The organism is Sphingomonas trueperi, from assembly GCF_011927635.1.
GTDB lineage: Bacteria > Pseudomonadota > Alphaproteobacteria > Sphingomonadales > Sphingomonadaceae > Sphingomonas > Sphingomonas trueperi.
On sequence record NZ_JAATJB010000007.1, the window covers coordinates 16,340 to 37,955 of the forward strand.

A 21,616-nucleotide genomic window follows, 5' to 3' on the forward strand; every position below is an offset into this window, starting at 1 on the left:
ACTTTCAACGGGAGATGCGAGCATGAAGGCATGGATGACGTCGCTGGCCTGCGGGGTGGCGGCCTGCGCGATCCCCGCCGCCGCGGTGGCGCAGACGCGCGCGCCGGTGGCTACCACCGACACGGGCAAGGTACAGGGCGCGATTGAGGATGGCGTAGCGAGCTGGAAGGGCATCCCCTTCGCCGCGCCGCCGGTCGGCCCCTTGCGCTGGCGCGCGCCGCAGCCGGCGGCGGCCTGGCAGGGCGTCCGCCCCGCCATCCAGTACAGCCATGACTGCATGCAGAAGCCCTTCCCCAGCGATGCGGCGCCGCTCGGCACCACGCCGGCCGAGGACTGCCTGTACCTCAACGTCTGGAAGCCCGCTGCCGCATCGGCCACCGCCAAGCTGCCGGTGATGGTGTGGATCTATGGCGGCGGCTTCGTGAACGGAGGCGCCTCCCCGCCCACCTATGCCGGCGCCAACATGGCCAAGCAGGGCGTGCTGTTCGTGAGCTTCAACTACCGAGTCGGGCGCTTCGGCAGCTTTGCCCTGCCCCAGCTCACCAAGGAGAATCCGGACGGCGGGCTGCTCGGCAACTACAACTTCATGGACCAGATCGCCGCGCTCAAATGGGTGCAGAAGAACATCGCGGCGTTCGGCGGCGATCCGTCGAACGTGACGATCATCGGCGAGAGCGCCGGCGGCATGTCGGTCCACACGCTGGTCACCTCGCCCTTGTCGCGCGGGCTGTTCAGCAAGGCGGTCGTGATGTCCGGCGGCAACGCGCAGACGGCGAAGAACGCGACGCTCAAGGATGCCGAGGCGATCGGCGAGAACCTCGCCCGCGCCCATGATATCGACCCCGCCGCCCCGGATGCGCTCGCCAAGCTCCGCGCGCTCAGCGCCGAGCAGGTGACCGATGGCCTCAGCATGATGGAGCTGTTCCAGCCCAAGCCGGGGCCGCGCACCTATGGCGGCCCGATGCTCGACGGCAAGCTGCTCGTCGATCAGGAAAAGGCCTATGCCAGCGGCGACTTCGCGCATGTGCCGATGCTGATCGGCGCGACCAGCGCCGACATGGGCGGCAAGTCCGGCTTCATGATCGCTGGCGCGCGCGAGGCGAGCGCGATGGTCGCCGCGCAGAAGGTGCCGGTCTGGGAGTATCGCTTCTCCTATGTTGCGGACTCGGTCGGCCAGCCGGGCGCCGGGCATGCCACTGACATCCCGTTCTTCTTCGACAATGCCCGCATCAAATATGGCGCGGCGACGACGGCGAAGGACGAGCAGGTCGGCAAGACGATCAGCGCCTATCTCGCCAACTTCGCCAAGAAGGGCGATCCCAACGGCGCGGGCCTGCCGGCCTGGCCGCGCTTCACCGCATCGGGCGACGAGATCCTCGACTTCGCCGCGGACGGCAAGGCGGTGGCGGCGCGCGATCCCTGGGGCGCGGAGATCGACGATCTGCAGGCCCGCACCAAAGCGGCGATGACGTCGGGCAAGTATAACAGCCTGACCACGCCGCTGGGCAAGATGCTCGACGATCCCGCCGCCCGGGCGGTACTCGCCAAGCATCTGCCCGACATGGTCAAGAACCCGCAAATCGACATGGCCCGCGGGCAGACGCTGGTCGGCATCCGGGCCTATTTCCCGGCGCTGCTGACCGATGCCAAGCTCAAGGCGATTGATGCGGACCTGGCGACGGTACCCACCAAGCCGAGCTGAACCTCGCCCCCCAGAGCCTTCACCACCGCGGCAGGCGCGGCGCCAAGGGCCGCCCCTGCCGCGAAGGCTCGAGGTCGCGAAGCAAAGCCCCCGGCCCGCTTCATCATACCCGCGATCCGGCCAGCACTGCCTCCGGACGCGGTTCCACATGCCGACATCTGCGAACACGATGGAGAGGATCGCGGCGACCGGGCACCCGCTCCAGGTTCAATGCTGCCGCACGCGCCCGGCCGCGAATTCGCGCGCGAGCGCGATGAACGCTTGAAAGGCCGCGGAAGAATTGCGCCGATTGGAATAATAGAGGCACAATGGAACCAGCGGCGGGGTCCAGTCTTCAAGAATGCGCACGAGCCGCCCCGCCTTTATATCGTCGCAGACATCCGCTTCCATGAAATAGCCGATGCCCAAACCGTTCGTCACCGCGATTCGGGCGAGCGAGGCTTCGTCGAGGGTCATCGGACCATCGACATCGAGCTGCAGCTGTTCGCCGTCCTTCTCGAACCGCCATCTGAACAACGCGCCATTGGGTAGCCGGACACGAATGCAAGGGTAGGCGAGCAGCTCCCGCGGCAGTTGCGGTATCGCCCGGTTCTCGAAAAAGGCGGGCGATGCGGCAATCGCCATGCGTCGGACTTGGCCGAGCGGAATGGCGATCGCGTCGGCGGGTACCAGGTCCGCGCTGCGCACGCCGAGATCAAAGCCCGCCGCGACGACGTCGACAAGCCGCCCCTCCGTCACGAGGTCGATATGAACCTGGGGATATCGCTGCAGATAGCTGAGGATCAGCGGCGCCATGATCTCGCGCGCCGCCGTCGCGAAGGCGTTGATGCGCAAGGTGCCCGACGGCGTCTCCTGCTGGGCGCGGGCCGTGTTCATCGCCTTCTGGATATCCTCGAGCGCCGGCTTGATCTGCGCAACGAACACTCTGCCCGCATAGGTGAGAGAGACGCTGCGCGTGGTGCGATTGAAAAGACGGACCGAAAGCTCGCGTTCGAGTTTGCCCACGGCATTGCTGACGGCGGTCGTCGACATGCCAAGCTCCAGCGCCGCCGCGCGAAACGAGCCGCACCGAACAATGGCGAGAACCGCCTCCAGCTCGATCAGCGAATGGCGCTTCATTATCCCGATTTCCGTAACATGCTATGCCGATTTGTCTCGATTATCAGGCCGAAACGCAAACGCTAAATGCGCCTCGTCACCGTTCAGGAGATGAAGATGCAACCAGATCTACCCAAGCCGATCGCGGACTATATCGAGGCCAACGCCCGTCTCGACGGGGATGGCATGTTGAAGCCCTTTGGCAAGGAGGCCGTTTTCATCGACAACGGCAAGCACTTCGTGGGCCATGCGGCCATTCGCCGGCTCATCGAGGAAGAGGTGATTCCGGTGAAGGCGATCTTCACGCCCGATACGGCTCGGGAAGAAGACGGCGATTTCGTCGTCGAAGGTCCGGTCCATGGTACGTTCCCGGGCAGCCCGCTCCGCTTCACCTACCGCTTCACCCTGGCGCACGGCGCCATCAAGACGCTGGAGGCCACGGTATGAGCGGCAAGGCCGATCCCACGGAGTTCGCCGGCAAGCGCGTGCTGGTCAGCGGTGGCACGAAGGGCCTGGGCCGCGCCACGGTCGCGCGTTTCCTCGCCGGAGGAGCGCGGGTCGTCACGGCTGCCCGCACGGTCCAGGACCCGATCGAGGGCGTCGACTATGTGCAGGCGGACCTGACCACCGCTGCAGGTGGCGAAGCCTTGGCCAGCGCGGCGCTTGCGCGGCTGGGCGGGATCGACATCCTCGTCCATGTTCTCGGCGGCTCGCATGCGCCGGCAGGCGGCTTCGCCGCGCTGACCGAGGACCATTGGCTCGCCGAGCTGAACCTCAATCTGCTGGCGGCCGTCCGGCTCGACCGCCTGCTGATCCCGCAGATGCTCGAGCGCGGCGCCGGCACCGTGGTGCACGTCACCTCGATCCAGGCCGTCCTGCCGCTGCCGGACTCCACGACCGGATATGCTGCCGCCAAGGCTGCGCTGCGGACCTACAGCAAGGCGATCTCGAAGGAGCTCGGTCCGAAGGGCGTGCGGGTCAACGCCGTCTCGCCCGGCTGGATCATGACGGAGGCTGCCGGAGCCTTCCTCGAAAGGCTTCGCGCGGCGAAGGGCGGCACGATCGAGGAGGCGCGCCAGTCCGTGCTCGATGCCCTCGGGGGGATTCCGATCGGGCGCGGTGCCGAGCCCGAAGAGGTAGCCGATCTCATCGCCTATCTCGCCGCCGATCGCGCAGCGGCGATCCACGGCGCCGAGTTCGTCATCGACGGTGGGACCATCCGCACCGTCTGAGGGGGCTGCGCGCACGGCCCTCGAGCGCGGTGTGACCGGACGGCCGGTCGCGCCGCGTTCGATGCGAAGGCGCGGGAGGAAGGCCGCCCCCGCCCCGCACCTTTCCGAGCGCGATTCGACATCAGTCGCTTATCGCGACGTGGATCCCTGCCCCGTGGCGGGCAAGGTGCGAATAGGGGCTGACCCGGTCCGCCTCCTGCACGAGGCTGGCGGCAAGATCGCGCGCCAGCCCCGGCAGGCTGACCGTCAGCCGCACCTCGATCCCGAAGCCGGCGCCGTCCTCGCGCATGCCGAGCCCCACTGCCGCGACCACTGCGCTGTCGTCGGCGAGGACCAGCCGCCGCCGGTTCGCCACGAAGCGCAGTGCGCTCAGAAAGCACGCGGCATGGCTGGTGGCGAAAAGCTGTTCCGGATTGGCGCCGGCATCGTCGCCGCCCAGCGCGCGCGGCGCAGCGAGCGGGATAGCCGGCACGCCGCCCTCGATGGTCGCGCTGCCCGACCGGCCACCGACCACGCGGGCGCGCGCCTCGTACAGGATGTGCATTGCGACCTTCTCACTTTCCTCTGCAGGTCGGCACGCGGGATAGACGGGGCCGCGACGTTCGTCCGCGGCCCCTCCGCTTCAGAAGAAGAAGCGGAATCCGCCGGTCGCGATCACGTTGCTGTAGCGGGTCGAGAGCACCGAATCCAACGTACCGGCCGTCGCATTGAAGCGCTCGACCTGATGCCGCCCGATCCGGGCGTACCGCACATCGGCTACCAGTTCGAGGCCGCCGCCGAGTGCTACCGAAGCGCCGGCAATGCCCTGCAGCGCGACCTTGCCGGAAACGTTCGTCGGAATGTTGATCGCCGGACCATCGGCGGCAACCAGATAGCGCGTATCGTAGTCGATGGCGCCATGGCCGATGCCGGCCCCCAGCGAGAAGCGCAGCCGCTCGGCGATGCGCGGCGTATCATAGATGAGGTTGACCATCTCGGTGGTCACCGAACGACGGCCTTCGAGCAGCGTCCGCTGCTGCCCATTCAGATCGAGCCGCTTGAGCGTGTTGCGGCTGGCCGAGAATTCGGCTTCGACGCGCGCGCGCCCCCAATCTCCGGTAGCGGCCACCGCACCGAGAACAACGCCACCCGTGAGACCGTCTTTCGCATCGGTCTCGATGACGCGCGGCAGGCCGGCGGGAGTCGCGCCGCGCAGGGTCTGCTCGCGGCCGAAGCGATCTCCGAGGAAGCCGCCGACATATATCGATCCGGCGCCGGGCTCTTCTGCGGTCGGCCGCGCCTGCGCAAAGGCAGGCACCGTGACGAACAACGCACCGACAGCGGCGAGTGTAGAAACCAAGTTACGCACAAATCCTCCAGAAACAACTGTTCAGCCCAAAAACGCGGCTGGCCTCGCTCCCGTAGTTTCTGGTAAACATCCGTTAAAGCTGTAATGAGTTTCAATGGTAATGGCAGCTATTGTGATGCATCATAACAAACAATGTATCTGCATTTACTATGTTGTCGGCCAGAGTGTTTACATATTCCCGATGCACGGCGGTTTACCCGGCAGCACATCCCACGGACGTTACCATCGTATTCCTTACGGTGAAGACTGAAGCGGGATGGAAATCCAGCCGCGCCAAAAGGCGCGAGCGACCCGACGCCTCTTCCAGCGGAGGCGTTGCCCTGGCCCGGCGCAGCCCCAGCGCCGGGCCCTTTTTCTTCCGCGTTGCGGCGCCCCGGCGTGCCGCACGCCCGAACGGATATGGATCATGAGAAGAATCGCGAAGCATATCGTCCGGCGCGGACTTTGGCACGGCTTGGCGGCGGCGCTGGCCTGCTCGCCCGCGATGGCCCAGCACGAAGCCGAGCACCAACACCCCCCGCGCGCGATCGCCGGGACGAAGACCCAGGGCAGCCATGTCGAGGTCGACGGTGCCCGCATCTGGTATGCGAGCATCGGCCACGGCACGCCGGTGGTGCTGCTGCACGGCGGAATGGCGAGCAGCCGAAGCTGGGACGGCCAAGTGCCGGCACTGGTCGCGGCGGGGTATCGCGTCATCCTGATCGACAGTCGCGGCCATGGCCGCAGCACGCTGGGCCCCCATCCCCTGCGGTACGAATTGCTCGCCGACGACGTGCGCGCGGTGCTGGCGCATCTCCACCTCGCCCGGCCGATCGTGATCGGCTGGAGCGACGGCGGCATCGTCGCGCTGATGCTGGCGATGCGCGGGAATGCCCGGCCCTGCGCGGTCTATGCCTTCGGTGCCAACATGGACAAGGCGAGCGTGCGGCCGGGCGCGGACGATGCCCCCATTCTCGCCACTATCGTGCCGCGCCTCGCCGCGGACTATGCGGCACTGGCCCCCGATCCGAACGGGTTCGGCCGGCTGGCAGAGGCGACCCGTGCGATGCAGGCGGCGCAGCAGGATATCGGCCCCGCACAGCTGGCCACGATCCGCACGGCGGTCACCATCGCCGGCGCGGAAGACGACGAGTTCATCCTGCCGGCCCATTTCCGCGCGCTCGCCGGTGCCATTCCGTCGGCGCGGCTGGAACTGTTTCCGACCGGCGGCCACTTCGTGCCATGGAAGATGCCCGACCGGTTCAATCGATCGCTGCTGACCTTCCTCGCGCACGCACCGTGCGGGCGACGGCGCGAGGCATTGCAGCGCTAACGCACGTCGCTACCCCGGTCACCACCGCCGCTCGAACGGTAGCACGACGGTAGCCGGGGGGACGGCATCATATGCCGATGAGCAACGATCCCCGCCCGGCCGAGGCCATCGGCACCCTGGACGCCGCGCATTTCGAGCAGGCGCTGCACCGGCTTCCGGTCGACGCGCTCAACGTCGCCCAGCCCGAGCTGTTCGCGGCGGGGCTGGCACCGCACTATCTCGCCCGGCTGCGCCACGAGGCGCCGGTGCATCATTGCGCGGAGAGCCGCTTCGGGCCCTATTGGTCGATCACGCGCCACAGCGACATCGAGGCGATCGAGCTCGATACCGAGACCTTCTCCTCGGCGCACGCCAATGGCGGGATCACCATCGGCTCCAGCGCCGACGACCCGCAATTCTTCCCCGCGTTCATCTCGATGGACCCGCCCCGCCATGCCGAACAGCGCCGGGCGGTGGCGCCGGCCTTCTCGCCCGAGCGGCTGGCGCAGATGGCGCCGCGGTTGCGCGAATGGGCCGCGGACATCCTCGACGGGCTCCCGCGCGGCAGCTGGTTCGACTGGGTCGACCGCGTCTCGATCGAACTGAGCGCACGCACGCTGGCGCTGCTGCTGGGCTTTCCCCAGGCACGCTCGCGCGATCTGATCCGCTGGTCCGACGCGATGGTCGCGCTGCCCGGGCACCCCGCCTTCCTGTCGCTCGAGGACAAGCTGCGGGTGATGCACGAATGCTTCGGCACGTTCGACGCGATCTGGGCGGAGCGGCGCGAGGCCAGCGAAGGCGATGACCTGATTTCGCTCCTCGCGCGGGGCGCCGACACCCGCGCCATGCCGAAGGACGAATTCTACGGCAACATCCTGCTGCTCATCGTCGGCGGCAACGACACCACCCGCAACAGCATCAGCGGCAGCATCCTCGCCATGCACCGTTTCCCCGAGGAATGGCGCAAGCTCCAGGCCGATCGGGACCTGCTGGCCAATCTCACGCCCGAGTTGCTGCGCTGGCAGACGCCGATCGCGCATATGCGGCGCACCGCGACGCGCGACGTGACGGTCGGCGGCCGAACCATCCGTCGCGGCGAAAAGGTGGTGTTGTGGTACCTTTCCGCCAATCGCGACGAAGCGCTGTTCGAACGTCCCGACGACTTCCTCCTCGATCGACACAATGCCCGTCGCCATCTCGCGCTCGGCACCGGCATGCACCGCTGCATCGGCGCGCGCCTGGCAGAGCTGCAGATCCGCACCTTGTGGGAAGCCATGCTGGAACGCGCGCTGTCGTTCGAAGTGGAGGCGGAACCGCTGCGGATACCGTCCACCTTCATTCACGGATATCAGCGCGTCCGCGTGCGGCTATCGTGATCGAGGCCCCTTAGATCTGCCGCAGGCGGTCGGCCTCCCCATCCAGAGACATCCAGTCGCAAAAGGGCGAGCACAGCAGCGCCAATCGGAGCAGCCGTTCCCATTGCGCCACGCCTCCCCGATCGGCATCGCCTCTACGGAGCGATTCTTGTGGCATGTGGGAGACTCCGCCGCGTTCCTCTTTGCAGATACTTCACCGGGATAGTTTCCATATTGGCGAGGAAGCGACGAAAATGACGTTACGTTCGCAGCGACATTGCGATCTGGCACCGTTCGCCGCGCCTTCCCAACGGCTCACCGCTCTTTAAATTGCCGATTCTATCAATATATCGGGCCCCATACCGCGCTAGCAGAGTGGAGACGCCGCAAAGACGTTGCGAGAGGGTCCGGCGGGGGCAGGGAGTCGGAAGCGTGAAGAAGGACATTTTGACCACCGCGGACGCCGCCAAATTGCTGGGGGTCTCGGTGCGCACGGCTCAGGTCCTGATCGAGGGGGGCACGATTCCGTCCTGGAAGACGCCCGGCGGCCACCGCCGGGTCTATCTCGCCGATGTGCGGGCCCTGATCGACAGCAAGCAGCCGTCCGCGGAGGCTGAGGCGTCCGCCGTTCTCGTCGTCGTTGCCGCCAGCGACCGGCTGCCGGACTATCGCGCCGCCGCCGCCAACGCAGCCGATTTCGTGATCGATTATTTCGACGATGTGCTCGCCGCATTGGTCACGATCGGCTCGGCGCGCCCTTATGCCGTGCTGGTAGACTGCACCTCGGGGCTGAACAGCCAGCCGCTGTTGCGCAGCCTCGCGGCGAACAAGACCATCGCGACGACCCGGCTCCTTGCCGTCGGCGGCGACGGCTGCGTTCCGGCAGACCTCGCCGGCCGGGTTTCGCGCGTGGCGACGCCGGCACAGGCACTCGCGCAGTTGCGCGGATCGGCGTTCGTCGCGGAGGATACGGGATTCGCCGACTGGGGCGTCGCCTTCCCGGTTTCGCAGGACGAACGGCGGCGACTGATGGCGGTCGAGCGCTCGGGCCTGCTCCACTCCGAAGCCGAAGAGAGCTTCGATCGGCTGACCTGGCTCGCCGCCCAGACCTTCGATGCGCCGATCGCGCTGCTGACGCTGCTCACCCCCACCAAGCAATGGTTCAAGTCGAAGATCGGCCTCGACATGGCCGACACGCCGCGCAGCTGGGCCTTTTGCAACCATACGATCCTGCAGCGCGACGTGTTCACCGTCGCCGACCTTTCGGCCGACCCGCGCTTCGCCGACAACCCCGCAGTGGCCGGTGAACCGGGCTTCCGCTTCTATGCCGGCGCACCGGTGATCGACGGTGACGGCTTCATCGTCGGATCGCTGTGCGTGATCGACCGCAAGCCGCGGGTGCTCCGCGAGCGCGAGGCGAAGACGATCCAGGCGCTGGCCGCCGTCGCCTCGGACGAGGTGCGGCTCCGCGCGCTGGACCGCAAGCTGCGCTCGGCCACGCGCGCCAGGCGCTAGCCTTCCCGCCGCGCGGCGTTCACGGTCGTGCGCCGTTCCCTTTCCCATCGAAAGCGCTTGCCGATGCATCGATTGCCGCCGCCGTCCGCCTGGATTTCCGCGTTCGTCGCGGCGTTGGTCGGGTTCGGCGGCACGGTCGCGCTGGTGATCCGGGCGCTGCAGGCGCTCGGCGCGACGGGGCCGCAGATCGGCACGGCGCTTACCGCCCTCTGCCTGGGAATCGCGATCGGCAGCGCGGTGCTGTCGATCCAGCAGCGGGTGCCGGTGATCCTCGCCTGGTCGACGCCCGGCGCCGCGCTGCTTGCCGGCGTGTCGGGCGTGTCCTGGAGTGTCGCCGTCGGCGCCTTCCTCTTCGCGGCACTGGTCGGGATCGCGTTCAGCCTGATCCCGGCGCTCGGCCGGCTGGCGGCGGCGATCCCGCACGCGATCGCCGCGGCGATGCTGGCCGGCGTGCTGATGCCCTTCTGCCTCAACCTGTTTCGGCTGGGCAGCGTCGACCCGCTGCTGGTGGCGAGTCTCGTCATCCTCTTCCTCGTCGCCCGACGGCGCTTCCCGGTCTATGCGCTGCTCGTCGTGCTCGCCGCGGGTATCGCGCTGGCGCTGATCCGCGGCCAGGTCGGCGCCGTGGTGCCCGGCGCGGTGTTCGGCAGCCTGGTGCCGGCGCCGATCGCGTTCGATGCCGGCGCGCTGGCGAGCATCGGGCTGCCCTTGTTCTTCGTCACCCTGGTGTCGCAGAACCTGCCCGGTCTCGCCGTGCTGCGCGGCGCGGGATATCCGGCGCGGCCGACGCCGCTGCTGCTCGGCGCGGGACTCGCCAGCCTCGCCGCCGCGCCCTTCGGCGGCCATGCGGTCAATCTGGCGGCGATCACGGCGGCGATCTGCACCAACGAGGAGGCCGATCCGGAACCACGCCGCCGCTGGAAGACGGGCCTGCTCTATGGCGGCTTCTACCTGCTGCTCGCCGCGTTCGCGCCACTGCTCGTACGCCAGTTCCTGGCATTGCCGACTACGCTGATCGCGGCGCTGACCGGCATTGCGCTGCTCCCGCCGCTGGGCGCGGCGATCGGCAGCCTGGCCACCGCGCCGGAGGATCGCGACGCCGCCATTCTCACCCTGCTCGTCACCGCCTCGGGCGTGTCGATCTTCGGCCTCGGCTCGGCGCTGTGGGGGATCGTCGCCGGGCTCCTCGCGCTCTCCGCCGCCCGCCTGCTGAAGCGGCAATAGCCCCGACAACCGCCGGTCCGGGATGCGGAGCTTCTCCGGCTACGCTGCCGTAACATGTCTGTAGCCGTATTTTCAATCCGGCAGTATTGCCATATTTGATAGAAATGATACCCCGGCACCACCGGAGGTCGAAGCACGAATCCCCAATCCTTCGGAACACCGAATGCAGCCAACGTCCCCCTGCTGCTGCGTTCGGCGGCACGATCGAGTTGCGAGCCACCCGTCCCGGGTGCGGCTGGCGGCGTGTCCCACGCCGTCGCCGCGCCAACGAGCAGGCGTGCCTCCTCCCGACGGCGCCTCAGCCATTCGAAGGAGTTTGATGATGACCGAAGCCCATCCTGCCGACCAAGCCGACATCCTGCGCCGCGCCGCCGAGAATCAGGCGCGCCTCACCGCCGAGCTCGAGCCCGCCTACGACTTCATCGTCTGCGGCGCCGGCTCCTCCGGCTCGGTGGTTGCCCGGCGGCTGGCCGAGAATGCGGCCGTTCAGGTCCTGCTCGTCGAAGCGGGCGGCAGCGACGAAGCGGAGTCGGTGCTGAACCCCGCCCTGTGGCCGACCAATCTCGGCACCGAGCGCGACTGGGGCTTCACCGCCGAGCCCAATCCGCACCTGAACGGCCGCGCCTTGCCGATGTCGATGGGCAAGGGCCTGGGCGGCGGCTCCAGCATTAACGTGATGGTCTGGGCGCGCGGCCACCGCAGCGACTGGGAACATTTCGCTGCGGAAAGCGGCGACGCGCGGTGGAACTACCAGAACGTACTCGACATCTATCGCCGCATCGAGAACTGGCGGGGCGCGCCCGACCCGAGCCATCGCGGCACGGACGGCCCGGTATGGGTGCAACCCGCCGCCGATCCGAGCCCGATCGCGCACGCGCTGCTCGATGCCGCCAGCGAACTGGGCATCCCCACCTTCGACAGCCCGAACGGCCGGATGATGGAAAGCGAAGGTGGCGCCGCGATCACCGACATGCTGGTGCGCGACGGGCGTCGCCAGTCGCTGTTCCGTGCCTATGTCCAGCCCTATCTCGATCGCCCCAACCTCACCGTGATGACCGGCGCGACGGTCGAGCGGATCGCCTTCGAGGGCAATCGCGCCGTCGGCGTCGACCTCCTTCATGGCGGCGCGCGCACGCGGATCGGCGCGCGGCAGGAAGTGGTGCTCTCGATGGGCGCGATGCAGACGCCCAAGGTGCTGATGCATTCGGGCATCGGCGACGAGGCGGAACTGCGCCGGGTGGGCATTCCCGTCCGCCAGCATCTGCCGGGTGTGGGCGCCAATCTGCAGGACCATGTGTCGTTCGGCTGCACCTGGGAATATGCCGAGCCGATCGCGCCCCGTAACAGCGGCAGCGAGGCGACGCTCTACTGGAAGAGCCGTCCCGAACTGACCGCCCCCGACCTGCTGTTCTGCCAGGTCGAGTTCCCGGTGCCGAGCGAGCGGACCGCCGCGCGCGGCGTGCCCGAGCATGGTTGGACGATGTTCGCCGGCCTCGCCCAGCCGCAGAGTCGCGGGCGTTTGCGGCTGCGCAGCGACGATCCGGCGGCGGCGCTGCAGATCGATGCGAACATGCTGTCGGACCCTGCCGACATGACCGCCGCGCTGGCGTGCATCGAGCTCTGCCGCGAACTCGGCAACGCCCGGGCGTTCCGACCGCTGGTCCGCGGCGAGGTGATGCCCGGCGATCTGCGCGGAGAGGCGCTGAAGGACTATGTCCGCGATTCGGCGGTGACCTACTGGCACCAGACCTGCACCGCCAAGATGGGTCGTGACAGCATGTCGGTCGTCGACGGGTCGCTCCGCGTCTACGGCGTCGAGGGCCTGCGCATCGCCGATGGCTCGGTCCTGCCGCGCGTCACGACCGGCAACACCCAGGCGCCCTGCGCGATCATCGGCGAACAGGCGGCGGCAAGCCTGCGCGCGGCGCATCAGCTCTGACCCGCCGGCTGCGCCGGGTGTGCCAGCGGATCGCAGGCATATCCGGCACTCCCCACCCGGGCGCACGTCCTTTGCGGAGTTCCACCATGTACCGCTTTCCCACGCATGCATTTCAGGAACAGGTCCACCGCGCGACCAGCATCGGCCGCATTCTCGTCGTCGACGAAGACCAGCGTGGACGCGACCATATCCTCGCCTATCTGCGCGACCATCGCTGGACCGCGATCGGTTCGGGCGCGCGCGATGTCGCCCACCAGCTGCACAGCCGTCAGCTGAGCCTCGTCGTCCTGAGCGCACGCCTGCGCAGCCGCAACGCGCTCGACGTGCTGCGCGAGATCCGCGGCCGCTCGGACGTGCCGGTGATCCTGTACGCCGATGGCGAGGCCGACAGCGTGAGCACGATCGTCGGCCTCGAGCTGGGCGCCGACGACTTTCTCGCGGGTACGCTCAACCTCGCCGAGCTGGTGGCACGCGTCCGCGCGGTGCTGCGCCGGCAGGAGCTGGGCCGCGTCGTCAGCGCCCCCCTCCGCGGCGGCTATCGCTTCGCCGGCTGGGAGATGCGCCATGCCGAACGCGCGCTGATCGCACCCGACGGCACCCAGATCGATCTCACCAAGGGCGAGTACAGCCTGCTCGCCGCCTTGCTCGAGGCACCCGGCCGATCACTGTCGCGCGTCCACCTGATGCGCGCTACCCGCGCCCACGACGACATCTTCGACCGCAGCGTCGACGTGCAGGTCCTGCGACTGCGCAAGAAGCTGGCGCGGGCGCCGGGCGGCGAGGCGCTGATCAAGACCGAGCGCGGGTTCGGCTATCGGCTGGAGGCCGAGGTTGAATCGCTATTCTGAGAGGGGGTCGGTGTCGTCCATGCCGCGCGCGTACACGGCATCGCGGAGGCGGATGATCCGGGCGTTGAGGTCGCCCAGCGCACGCACCGTGTCTCCGGACGCCGCGAGCAGCGCCTCGTTGAGGCAGCGCGCCTGCGCCCGCATCGCGCGCCCCGCATCGGTGAGCGCGACGATCACCTGGCGCTCATTCTCCGGATTGCGCGTGCGCCGCAGAAACCCCGCGGCTTCGAGCCGCTTGAGCAGCGGCGTCAGCGTGCTCGGTTCGAGCGCGAGGCGCTCGGCGATGTGGCCGATCGGCAGCTGGTCGTCGCGCCACAGCACGTTGAGCACCAGATATTGCGGATAGGTCAGCCCGAGCCGGTCGAGCAGCGGCTTGTACAGCCGCTGGATCGCCATGCCCGCCGAATAGACCGAAAAGCAGAGCTGGTGCTCCAGCCCTACCGGCCCTGCCTCCTGATCCGTCACGTCCTGCTCCTCTGGGCACCAATCCGCGAGAATATATATCGCGATAAAAATCTGGTGGACAAGAGCACGTGAATCAGGGATAACGGTTATCGCGATAACTGTTATCCCGGTGGAGGTTGCAATGGACATGCTGTACCAGACAAGCGCCCGTGCTGCCGGTGGCGAGGAGGGCGTGCTGACCATCGCAGATGCCGGCCTGACGTTGCGCATCAGCGCACCGCCGGCGCTTGGCGGCTCCGGCGAGGGGATCAATCCCGAGCAACTGCTCGCCTCCGGATATGCCACCTGCTTCCTGCGTGCGCTCCGCACCGTCGCACGGCGCCGCAAGGTCGCGCTGCCCGTCGACAGCAGCGTCGAAGCCGTCCTTGGCATCGGCCTGCGCCAGGACGCGATCGGGTTCGATCTGTCGGTGGCCTTGTCGGTAACCCTGCCGGGCCTGCCCGAGCAGCTGGCCGGCAGCCTGATCGAAGAAGCCGGCGACATCTGCCCGCTCTCATCCCTCGCCCGCCACGGGCACCGCGTCCAGCTTCCCATCGCCTGATTTGCCAACGAACCGAGAGGAGTAGACCCATGACGACCAACAAGCGCACCTTCATCGCCGCCCTTGGCGCACTCGCCTTCACCGCGGTTGCCGCCGCCCCCGGCGTCGCCACCGCCCGGCAGGCCGCACCGGCGCCGGCCGCTGCCCGCAACGTGGTCCTGGTCCACGGCGCCTTCGCCGACGGTTCCGGCTGGCGCGCCGTTTACGATAATCTCACCCGCCGCGGCTACCGCGTGACGATCGTCCAGAACCCGCTCACCTCGCTGGCCGACGACGTCGCCGCCACCAGGCGCGCGTTGGACCAGCAGGATGGCCCCACCATCCTGGTCGGGCATAGCTGGGGCGGTACGGTCATCACGGAAGCAGGCGTCCACCCCAAGGTGACCGGCCTGGTCTACGTCTCCGCACTCTCCCCCGATGCCGGCGAAACGACGGCCGACCAGTATAAGGGCTTCACCACCCCGCCCGAGTTCGTGCTGAAGACGACGCCGGACGGGTTCGGCTATATCGACCCGGCCAAGTTCCAGGCCGGCTTCGCCGCCGATGCCACCGATGCGGAAGCCGCCTTCCTGCGGGATTCGCAGGTGCCGATCGCGATGGCTTCGTTCGGGGTCAAGCTGCAGAACGCCGCCTGGAAGACGCGGCCGAGCTGGGCGGTGATCGCTACCGACGACAAGGCGTTCGACCAGCGCATGCTGCACAGCATGGCGACCAAGATCGGCGCCGAGGTGACCGAGGTGAAGGCGAGCCATGCGGTGTTCATGACTCAGTCCGCGGTGGTCGCGGACGTGATCGACGGTGCCGCCAAGCACGCCGCGCACAAGCGCAAGTCGAACTGAGCGATAGCGGCAGGGAGCAGGCGCCGCATGCTCCCTGCCCGTGCGCGACGGTGCACTACGATCGTTGGGAAACCGCCCCGCTGCGTGACGCAGCGGTAGCCGCAGCGTCCCAGATTCCGTGCTTCCACTCCAGCAGGAAAGCCTATCGCATGACCTCCCTATCTTCGCTGCTCCCGGCGCGGCTCCATCACGCCGCCTATGTCTCTTCCGACCATGAGCGCACCCGCCATTTCTACGAGGACGTGCTCGGCCTGCCGCTCACCGACTTCTGGATCGAACGGGAAGTGCTGGGCGGCGTACCGCATGCATTCGGGCTCGCCTCCTACGGCCTCGCCGATGGCAGTTCGCTTTCCTTCTTCCACTTCGCCGATGCCGAGCTGCAGGCGCGCTATGCGGCCAAGCGGCAGGGGCTGTTCGTCCATCTCGCGCTGAAGATCGCGCCCGAGCAGCAGGCCGCCTTGCGCGAGCGGCTGGAGAAAGCCGGGATCCCCGCCATGGCGTTCCACCACGGCTATGCCCGCTCGCTCTATGTCGAGGATCCCGATGGCCAGACGATCGAGCTGTGCGTCGATCCGGACCATCCCGGCGCCGACACGCGCGAGGCGCCACGCGATGCGCTGACCCGCTGGCTGGCCGGCGACCGCACGGTCAACAATCACCTTCCCCGCGACGCCTGACGCGCGGGCGCTGGGCGGCGGGCTCCGTTCCCGGCCCGCCGCTCAGGATGCCGTGCCCAGCAGCACGGCCACGCGGCGCATGCGCGCGCGGACCGCGGGTGTCGCGAGCGGCCGGTAACGAAGCCGGACCTTCGCGTCCGCACCGCGCACGACGATGGCGGGCCGAACCTTCCAGCGCGATGCAAGCTGCTGCCATGCGACCAATTCGGCGAGGTCCTCCCCCGGCGCAACACTCCCGTACAGCGATGTGAACGGCGTCTGCCGCAGGCCGCCATAGAGTGCCGCCGCCTCGCCGATCGGACGCCTGGCACCACCGCGCCAGGCAATGCTGCCGACCGGGTTCGCCGCGAGGCCCGGGGCCAGCGCCCTGCCCCCCTCTTTTGCCCAGACTCCTTCGCGGAAGGCGTCCCGCGTCGCCAAGCCGAGCACCCCGTCGACGATATGGGTGCTTTCGTGCAACAGGATATAGGGGACCGCAGGCATCTTCCCGGCCTCGATGCGCACCGTGGTGCCGGAGCCGTCGCCCTGGAACAGCCCCGCCTCCTTGGTGGTGAGGAAATCGCTCAGCGTCTCTCGGAACAGGCCAGCGCGAAGCGTGAGGTCGAACAGCGCCTCTCCGCACGCCGCTTCGACGCGGCTGGTGAGCGCGTTGCCCGCACCAGTGGAGGCCTCGATGAAGCTGATACGGCGCAGGTGCCGCCGCAGGATGTCGCGGTGTCGCTGCGGCAGCGCCGCGATCGCCGCATCCACCTGCTGCCACTCGACGTCCGAAAGCCTGTGCGGCCCGACGCCGGTGGCGCCCGATCCCCGATAGGCCGCGAGAACCTCGGACGAAGGCTCCCCCACCCGCGCGCGCAGTGGCGTCGCCGGATCGAACTGCCTTGCACAGGAGGCCGGAGGATCGAGGAGCGGCGTGGCCGATGCCGGGGGTGCGACGCAGGGCGAAGCGATCATGGCCGCAAGAACGAGGCGAAGGTTCATGGCAAATCTCCTGAGCGATCCACTGGAATCATGCAGGTGCCTCTACGCCCGCCGGCCCGGTGCGGCGATTCCGAGCGTCCGGGATCGGCACGACCAGATGCCCATCGCTTCGTCCTCAAGATGTAGGCAGCACGCTGCGGCGGCAAGCGCAGGACGGGTGCGGGACAGCGCCACGATGCGAGCGAACGCCGCGCGGCTGGCAGAATCGGTTGCCCGCTGCCTGAGCGATGCACCGAGGCGCGCCAGCATGCGCGTGGCACGGGCAAGGTCCTGAATCCGCCGGCAGCGGTGTCGATCATCGACGCACCTCCGGTCGACCATGGGCGGGCGGCTTGTGACGGGCGCGGTCCGGCTGCTCCTGGCGGACCGCGAGGACGGCGACGCAGAGCAGGCCGCCGATCAGGCCTAGATGCTCGGTCGAGACGTGCAGCGCGATGGTCCGGAAAGGCTCGTCGGCGATGGCCCAGAACCGGTGGACGAGCAGGATCGTCAACGCGGTGAACGATCCCAAAGCGCCCGCACCGAGCCAGGCACCCCGGTCGAGGATGATGAGCGCCGATCCCGCCAGTTGCACCACGATCGTCGCGATATTGAAGGCGACGGCAGGTTCCAATCCGGCGCGCGCCATCTCGACGACGCCGGCGTCGAAGAACAGCAGCTTCGAGACCCCGCTGACCCAGAAGGGCAACGTCAACAGCGTGCGGGCGAGGCATGCCATCGCCGGCGCGCGCAGAAGCTTCGTCATACATTCGGGCAAGCTCTTTCTCCAGGATGATGCGCGCGACCAGGCGGAGTGACCATGCACGGCCCCACTCTCGACGGCCGCGCCGCGGTTTCGCTTCGCGGTCCGCGCGTGCAATGCGTCCATCAAGGCCGCCGTCGAAGCCATGGGATATTGGGCATGGTGTTGGGCGCAGAAGCCCAGCAGCAGGGCATCCCAAACCGCGCGTCGTATCCCGCGCGGCCGACAGGAATCAGGCTCGGACATGCCACTCGATTGGCCCGTTGGCGCGACGCTCCGACTACCGGGCACGCACCATCGGCTACAGGTGCAATATGGACGCCCGCCGCACCGAAGTGCGCGTGCGCCCACCAAATTCCGTCGGCAACATGATTCCTCGATTTCGCAGCCTGGATGTAGCGCGACCGGCGCCACCACTGCCGCTTCCTCCCAAACAGGATCGTTCGCATGCAGGATGCAACAGAAGGCTCGCGCGCCCGCGCAGCGCAACCGGCTCCCGTACCCCAACGCGACCGGTTGGCGGCATTGGACGTGTTGCGCGGAGCCGCGCTGCTCGGAATCCTCGTGATCAACATTCAGCTGTTCGCGGGGTCACCCAGCGTCGCCTTCAACGTACCACTGCGCGTCATCTCCTCCTCGGGAGAGCAACCGGAACTGAATCTGGTCGTCATGGCGATCCAATGGCTTCTGTTCGAAGGCAAGATGCGCGCGCTCTTCTCGATGCTGTTCGGCGCCAGCGCGCTGCTTCTGCTGCAGCGCCTCGAGCAGCGACATGATGCGGGCATGGCGGCAGCCATCTTCCATCGTCGCAACTTGTGGCTGCTGCTGATCGGTGCATTGCACGGAACGCTGATCTGGAGCGGCGACGTCCTTCTCTTCTACGCGTCGGGCGCCTTGTTGGTGCTGTATCCGCTCCGTCACCTCCCCGGCCGCCGGCTCGTGGCAATCGGATTGTCGGTGGCACTCGTCGGCGGGACGTTCGGCATCTCGCAGGCGATGAACATCCCGGCCTCTTGGGCAACCGCGCAGCTGGAAGCGGACGGACGGGGCGCGCTCGCACGAGGTGCGCTGCCGACGGCCGCACAGCTGGTCGCGCTGCACGCGGCCGAGGCGGCGCGCAGCGCGCAATTGAAAGCACTGGCCACGCCGATGCCCGAGCAACCGCGTTCCTACGTCAGCAGCCTGCCCGCCGCCGCCTATCGGGAGTTCGTCACGAGCATCTTCGCCTCGGGCTGGATTCTCGAGACGCTGGGGCTTCTCATCGCCGGGATGGGCTTGTTCAGGACGGGGTTCCTCACCGGCCAGCTGACATCGGCCACGTACGCGAAGGTCGCCCTGGCCGGATATGGCATCGCCTGGCCGATCGTCCTCGGGGGGTTGGTCCAAGCCTCGCACTACGACTTCAGCAGCAGCGTCACCACGGTCGCGATGATGCTGCCCTACGAGTTCCAGGCCATTCCGGGGTGCCTCGCCAACGCGTCCATCCTCCTCCTGCTGGTACGCCAGGGCGCGTTGATGCCGCTCCAGCGCTGCCTGGCGGCGGTCGGCCGCATGGCGCTTACCAACTATCTTTTCACCAGCATCCTGTGCCGCACGCTGTTCGCCTGGACCTACCTGCTGCCGGTCGACACGCTGGAACACTATCAGATGATGCTGGTGGTGATCGGCGTCTGGACCTTCAACATCGTCTTCAGCCTGCTCTGGCTCCGCGTCTTCGAATTCGGTCCGCTCGAATGGGCGTGGCGATCGCTGACCTATTGGAAGCGCCAGCCGATTGTCCTCGCGCGCATGCGACCGCGCGCGCCCCTTTGCTGAGCGAGCCCTTGTCGTCGCCTGGGGGCCATTCCCGATGCACTGCACTTCATCCTGCGATCCGAGGGCAATGCGGCGCATCGACATTGCCCTATCCACGCGCTGCCGGAGCGGTTGTGCCCGTTCTCCCGAGGCAGGTGAGAACATGCGCGCGCAGCGGCGCCGGCCGGACGTTCCGGCTGCCCGCACGCACGCCTCAATCGCGAATACCCACGGAGATATCCACTCCGTTCCGCATCAAGTGGGAATAGGGGCAGACCTGCTCCGCCTCCTCCACGAGTTCGGCCGCGATGCTTGGCTCCAGTCCCGGCAAGCTGATCGACAGTGTCACCGCCAAGCCAAAGCCGGCACAGTCCTCGCGCATGCCAATGCCGACCGACGCGACCACGGCGCTTCCCTCCGGGACCACCAGCGGCCGCCGATGGGCCACGAACCGAAGCGCGCTCAGGAAGCATGCCGCATAGCTGGTGGCGAATAGCTGCTCCGGATTCGTCCCGCCGCTGTCGCCGCCGCCCAGCGCGGGCGGGCTGGTGAGCCTGAGCGCAAGCGCACCGTCGTCGATCGTCGCGTTGCCGGTGCGCCCACCTACCACGCGTGCGCGTGTTTCGTAGAGGATCTCCATCACATGCCCTTTCCGGGATCCGGGGGGGCAACGGTGCGCGATGCGTGGTTGCATCCGCTCCCCATCACCCGGCCCAATGGCCCGATCGCGGATGGAAAGCGCCGAGCTGGGCCGCCCCCCTCGCGGGCTTCCCGGGCGAGCCATCGCATCACCTTGCGGCGCAAGCGGGCGATCCTATGCATCTCCGTTCATCCCTTCCTCCATCGACATGGCTTCATCGGCAGTCTGCAGCGGCGCGGCGGGCGGCAAATCCCCGTTCGCGGCTAGCAGGCGCCCGCATGATACCGCATCCCAAGATGGGGTATCGCCGCCCTGATCTTTTGGGCGGTGCCGACGCGGCATGGTCGCGCTACGCGCCCCGGCGGATCAGGGTGCACAGCAAGAGGCTATTCGGATGTACCGGGAGGCGATGTCCGATGGCCGGCAGCATGCGCGAGCAACCGTGGCGACCGTCCCGCTGGTTGGGAACCGTGGACGGCCGAGCCTGGTGCTGCGGGACGACGGGATGGGCATCCCGCCCGAGGTGCTGGCGCAAGACGAACGGCCGCGCCATGATGGATTGCGCGGGATGCGGGAGCCCGCCGAACCGATAGGAGGTCGACTCGTTGTGAACAGTCCTTTGGGCGATGGCACCGAACTGAGGCTCGTCCTCCCCGACAGCACGGCAGATCGGGACGATCCGGCGCGGCGATTTGGCGTCGATGGTTTGATATGTCGCATCGCCCGGCGGGTACGGCCATGACGTCGAAGCCCATTCGCATCTTGGTGGCAGACGACCATGTGCTGCTGCGACAGGGTATCGCGGGAATAGTTGCGCCTGAGCCCGATCTCGAAATAGTCGGAGAAGCGGCAAACGGTGCGGAGGCGGTCGCGGCATTCGAGCGGATGCGACCCGACATCACGCTGATGGACCTGCAGATGCCGATTCTGCCTGGAATCGAGGCGATCAGCCGGATCCGTGACCTTGCGCCCAATGCGCGCATCATCGTCCTGACCACCTATCCCGGCGATGTTCAGGCGGTAAAAGCGCTGAAGGCCGGAGCGTACGGATACCTCCTCAAAAGTTCTCTGATCGACGAACTGCTGACCGCGATCCGGACCGTACATGGCGGCCGCCGGTTCATCCCCGCGGACGTCGCCCAGGAAATCGCGCTACATTCCGCCGAAGAGCCGCTCAGCGATCGCGAGGTCGAAATTCTCACCCTTGTGTCCGCAGGCAAAGCAAACAAGCTCGTGGCCCATGAGCTACGCGTCTCCGAACAAACCGTGAAAGCGCATCTGCGCACGATCTTTCAGAAGTTGGGCGTCAGCGATCGAACCCAGGCGGTGACGACCGCGCTCAGGCGAGGGATCATCAACCTTTGACGCCACCGCCGCTTGGAATA

Annotated in this window: 22 protein-coding genes; 15 read left to right on the plus strand and 7 right to left on the minus strand. The window is 67.8% G+C overall.

Annotated features, from left to right (window positions below; translation table 11 throughout):
• Positions 1–22: 22 nt before the first annotated feature.
• Positions 23–1,702, plus strand: a complete 1,680-nt coding sequence (locus GGR89_RS12370) for a carboxylesterase/lipase family protein (protein WP_125976759.1) — start codon at positions 23–25, stop codon at positions 1,700–1,702.
• Positions 1,703–1,909: 207 nt separating this feature from the next.
• Here the strand turns inward: GGR89_RS12370 and GGR89_RS12375 are convergent, their stop codons facing one another.
• Positions 1,910–2,821 carry a LysR family transcriptional regulator gene (locus GGR89_RS12375; protein ID WP_125976758.1) on the minus strand — a complete coding sequence of 304 codons (912 nt, stop codon included), beginning with the start codon at positions 2,819–2,821 and terminating at the stop codon, positions 1,910–1,912.
• A gap of 96 nt (positions 2,822–2,917) precedes the next feature.
• Between GGR89_RS12375 and GGR89_RS12380 the strand changes: the two genes are divergently transcribed.
• A complete protein-coding gene (locus tag GGR89_RS12380) occupies positions 2,918–3,247 on the plus strand; it encodes a nuclear transport factor 2 family protein (RefSeq protein ID WP_125976772.1) in 330 nt (109 codons plus the stop codon).
• Positions 3,244–4,032, plus strand: a complete 789-nt coding sequence (locus GGR89_RS12385) for an SDR family oxidoreductase (RefSeq protein WP_125976757.1) — start codon at positions 3,244–3,246, stop codon at positions 4,030–4,032. The genes GGR89_RS12380 and GGR89_RS12385 overlap by 4 nt, the downstream gene beginning before the upstream one ends.
• A gap of 121 nt (positions 4,033–4,153) precedes the next feature.
• On the opposite strand, the gene GGR89_RS12390 is transcribed toward GGR89_RS12385, so the two are convergent.
• Positions 4,154–4,576 carry an Ohr family peroxiredoxin gene (locus GGR89_RS12390; RefSeq protein ID WP_125976756.1) on the minus strand — a complete coding sequence of 141 codons (423 nt, stop codon included), beginning with the start codon at positions 4,574–4,576 and terminating at the stop codon, positions 4,154–4,156.
• Between the two features lie 78 nt (positions 4,577–4,654).
• Positions 4,655–5,380: a hypothetical protein gene (locus GGR89_RS12395; RefSeq protein ID WP_125976755.1), complete on the minus strand. Its 726-nt coding sequence runs from the start codon at positions 5,378–5,380 to the stop codon at positions 4,655–4,657.
• Positions 5,381–5,786: 406 nt separating this feature from the next.
• Here GGR89_RS12395 and GGR89_RS12400 point away from each other — a divergent pair, with 406 nt between their 5' ends.
• The 6 genes from GGR89_RS12400 to GGR89_RS12425 all read left to right on the plus strand — a co-directional run bounded on the left by GGR89_RS12400 (position 5,787) and on the right by GGR89_RS12425 (position 13,552).
• Positions 5,787–6,692, plus strand: a complete 906-nt coding sequence (locus tag GGR89_RS12400) for an alpha/beta fold hydrolase (RefSeq protein WP_164542684.1) — start codon at positions 5,787–5,789, stop codon at positions 6,690–6,692.
• A 77-nt stretch (positions 6,693–6,769) separates the two neighbouring features.
• Positions 6,770–8,047, plus strand: coding sequence for a cytochrome P450 (locus GGR89_RS12405; RefSeq protein ID WP_164542683.1), 1,278 nt, complete (start codon positions 6,770–6,772; stop codon positions 8,045–8,047).
• A gap of 411 nt (positions 8,048–8,458) precedes the next feature.
• A complete protein-coding gene (locus GGR89_RS12410; protein ID WP_125976752.1) occupies positions 8,459–9,541 on the plus strand; it encodes a GAF domain-containing protein in 1,083 nt (360 codons plus the stop codon).
• A gap of 27 nt (positions 9,542–9,568) precedes the next feature.
• Positions 9,569–10,765 (plus strand): benzoate/H(+) symporter BenE family transporter, encoded by a 1,197-nt coding sequence (locus GGR89_RS12415; RefSeq protein ID WP_277600113.1) that lies wholly within the window; start codon positions 9,569–9,571, stop codon positions 10,763–10,765.
• Positions 10,766–11,084: 319 nt separating this feature from the next.
• Positions 11,085–12,704: a GMC family oxidoreductase gene (locus GGR89_RS12420; protein WP_125976750.1), complete on the plus strand. Its 1,620-nt coding sequence runs from the start codon at positions 11,085–11,087 to the stop codon at positions 12,702–12,704.
• An 86-nt stretch (positions 12,705–12,790) separates the two neighbouring features.
• Positions 12,791–13,552, plus strand: a complete 762-nt coding sequence (locus GGR89_RS12425) for a response regulator transcription factor (RefSeq protein ID WP_125976749.1) — start codon at positions 12,791–12,793, stop codon at positions 13,550–13,552.
• On the opposite strand, the gene GGR89_RS12430 is transcribed toward GGR89_RS12425, so the two are convergent.
• The gene (locus tag GGR89_RS12430; protein ID WP_425338757.1) at positions 13,544–14,017 is read right to left on the minus strand and encodes a MarR family winged helix-turn-helix transcriptional regulator; all 474 of its coding nucleotides are present in this window, start codon (positions 14,015–14,017) and stop codon (positions 13,544–13,546) included. The genes GGR89_RS12425 and GGR89_RS12430 overlap by 9 nt on opposite strands.
• A gap of 121 nt (positions 14,018–14,138) precedes the next feature.
• On the opposite strand from GGR89_RS12430, the gene GGR89_RS12435 reads away from it, so the two are divergent.
• The 3 genes from GGR89_RS12435 (at position 14,139) to GGR89_RS12445 (ending at position 16,074) form a co-directional block, all read left to right on the plus strand.
• Positions 14,139–14,558: an Ohr family peroxiredoxin gene (locus GGR89_RS12435; protein ID WP_125976748.1), complete on the plus strand. Its 420-nt coding sequence runs from the start codon at positions 14,139–14,141 to the stop codon at positions 14,556–14,558.
• A 29-nt stretch (positions 14,559–14,587) separates the two neighbouring features.
• Entirely contained in the window at positions 14,588–15,397 is an 810-nt protein-coding gene (locus GGR89_RS12440; RefSeq protein WP_125976747.1) for an alpha/beta fold hydrolase, read from the plus strand.
• Between the two features lie 149 nt (positions 15,398–15,546).
• Entirely contained in the window at positions 15,547–16,074 is a 528-nt protein-coding gene (locus GGR89_RS12445; RefSeq protein ID WP_125976746.1) for a VOC family protein, read from the plus strand.
• A 42-nt stretch (positions 16,075–16,116) separates the two neighbouring features.
• On the opposite strand, the gene GGR89_RS12450 is transcribed toward GGR89_RS12445, so the two are convergent.
• Both GGR89_RS12450 and GGR89_RS12455 read right to left on the minus strand, forming a co-directional pair.
• A complete protein-coding gene (locus GGR89_RS12450) occupies positions 16,117–17,055 on the minus strand; it encodes a hypothetical protein (protein ID WP_125976745.1) in 939 nt (312 codons plus the stop codon).
• Positions 17,056–17,350: 295 nt separating this feature from the next.
• Positions 17,351–17,800: a DoxX family protein gene (locus GGR89_RS12455; protein ID WP_125976744.1), complete on the minus strand. Its 450-nt coding sequence runs from the start codon at positions 17,798–17,800 to the stop codon at positions 17,351–17,353.
• A 444-nt stretch (positions 17,801–18,244) separates the two neighbouring features.
• Here GGR89_RS12455 and GGR89_RS12460 point away from each other — a divergent pair, with 444 nt between their 5' ends.
• The gene (locus GGR89_RS12460; RefSeq protein ID WP_125976743.1) at positions 18,245–19,612 is read left to right on the plus strand and encodes a DUF418 domain-containing protein; all 1,368 of its coding nucleotides are present in this window, start codon (positions 18,245–18,247) and stop codon (positions 19,610–19,612) included.
• Positions 19,613–19,805: 193 nt separating this feature from the next.
• Here the strand turns inward: GGR89_RS12460 and GGR89_RS12465 are convergent, their stop codons facing one another.
• Positions 19,806–20,231 (minus strand): organic hydroperoxide resistance protein, encoded by a 426-nt coding sequence (locus GGR89_RS12465; RefSeq protein WP_125976742.1) that lies wholly within the window; start codon positions 20,229–20,231, stop codon positions 19,806–19,808.
• 340 nt (positions 20,232–20,571) lie between these two features.
• Between GGR89_RS12465 and GGR89_RS12470 the strand changes: the two genes are divergently transcribed.
• Together GGR89_RS12470 and GGR89_RS12475 are read left to right on the plus strand one after the other, a co-directional pair.
• Entirely contained in the window at positions 20,572–20,973 is a 402-nt protein-coding gene (locus GGR89_RS12470; protein ID WP_125976741.1) for an ATP-binding protein, read from the plus strand.
• Positions 20,970–21,596: a response regulator gene (locus GGR89_RS12475; protein WP_125976740.1), complete on the plus strand. Its 627-nt coding sequence runs from the start codon at positions 20,970–20,972 to the stop codon at positions 21,594–21,596. The genes GGR89_RS12470 and GGR89_RS12475 overlap by 4 nt, the downstream gene beginning before the upstream one ends.
• Positions 21,597–21,616 lie beyond the last annotated feature (20 nt).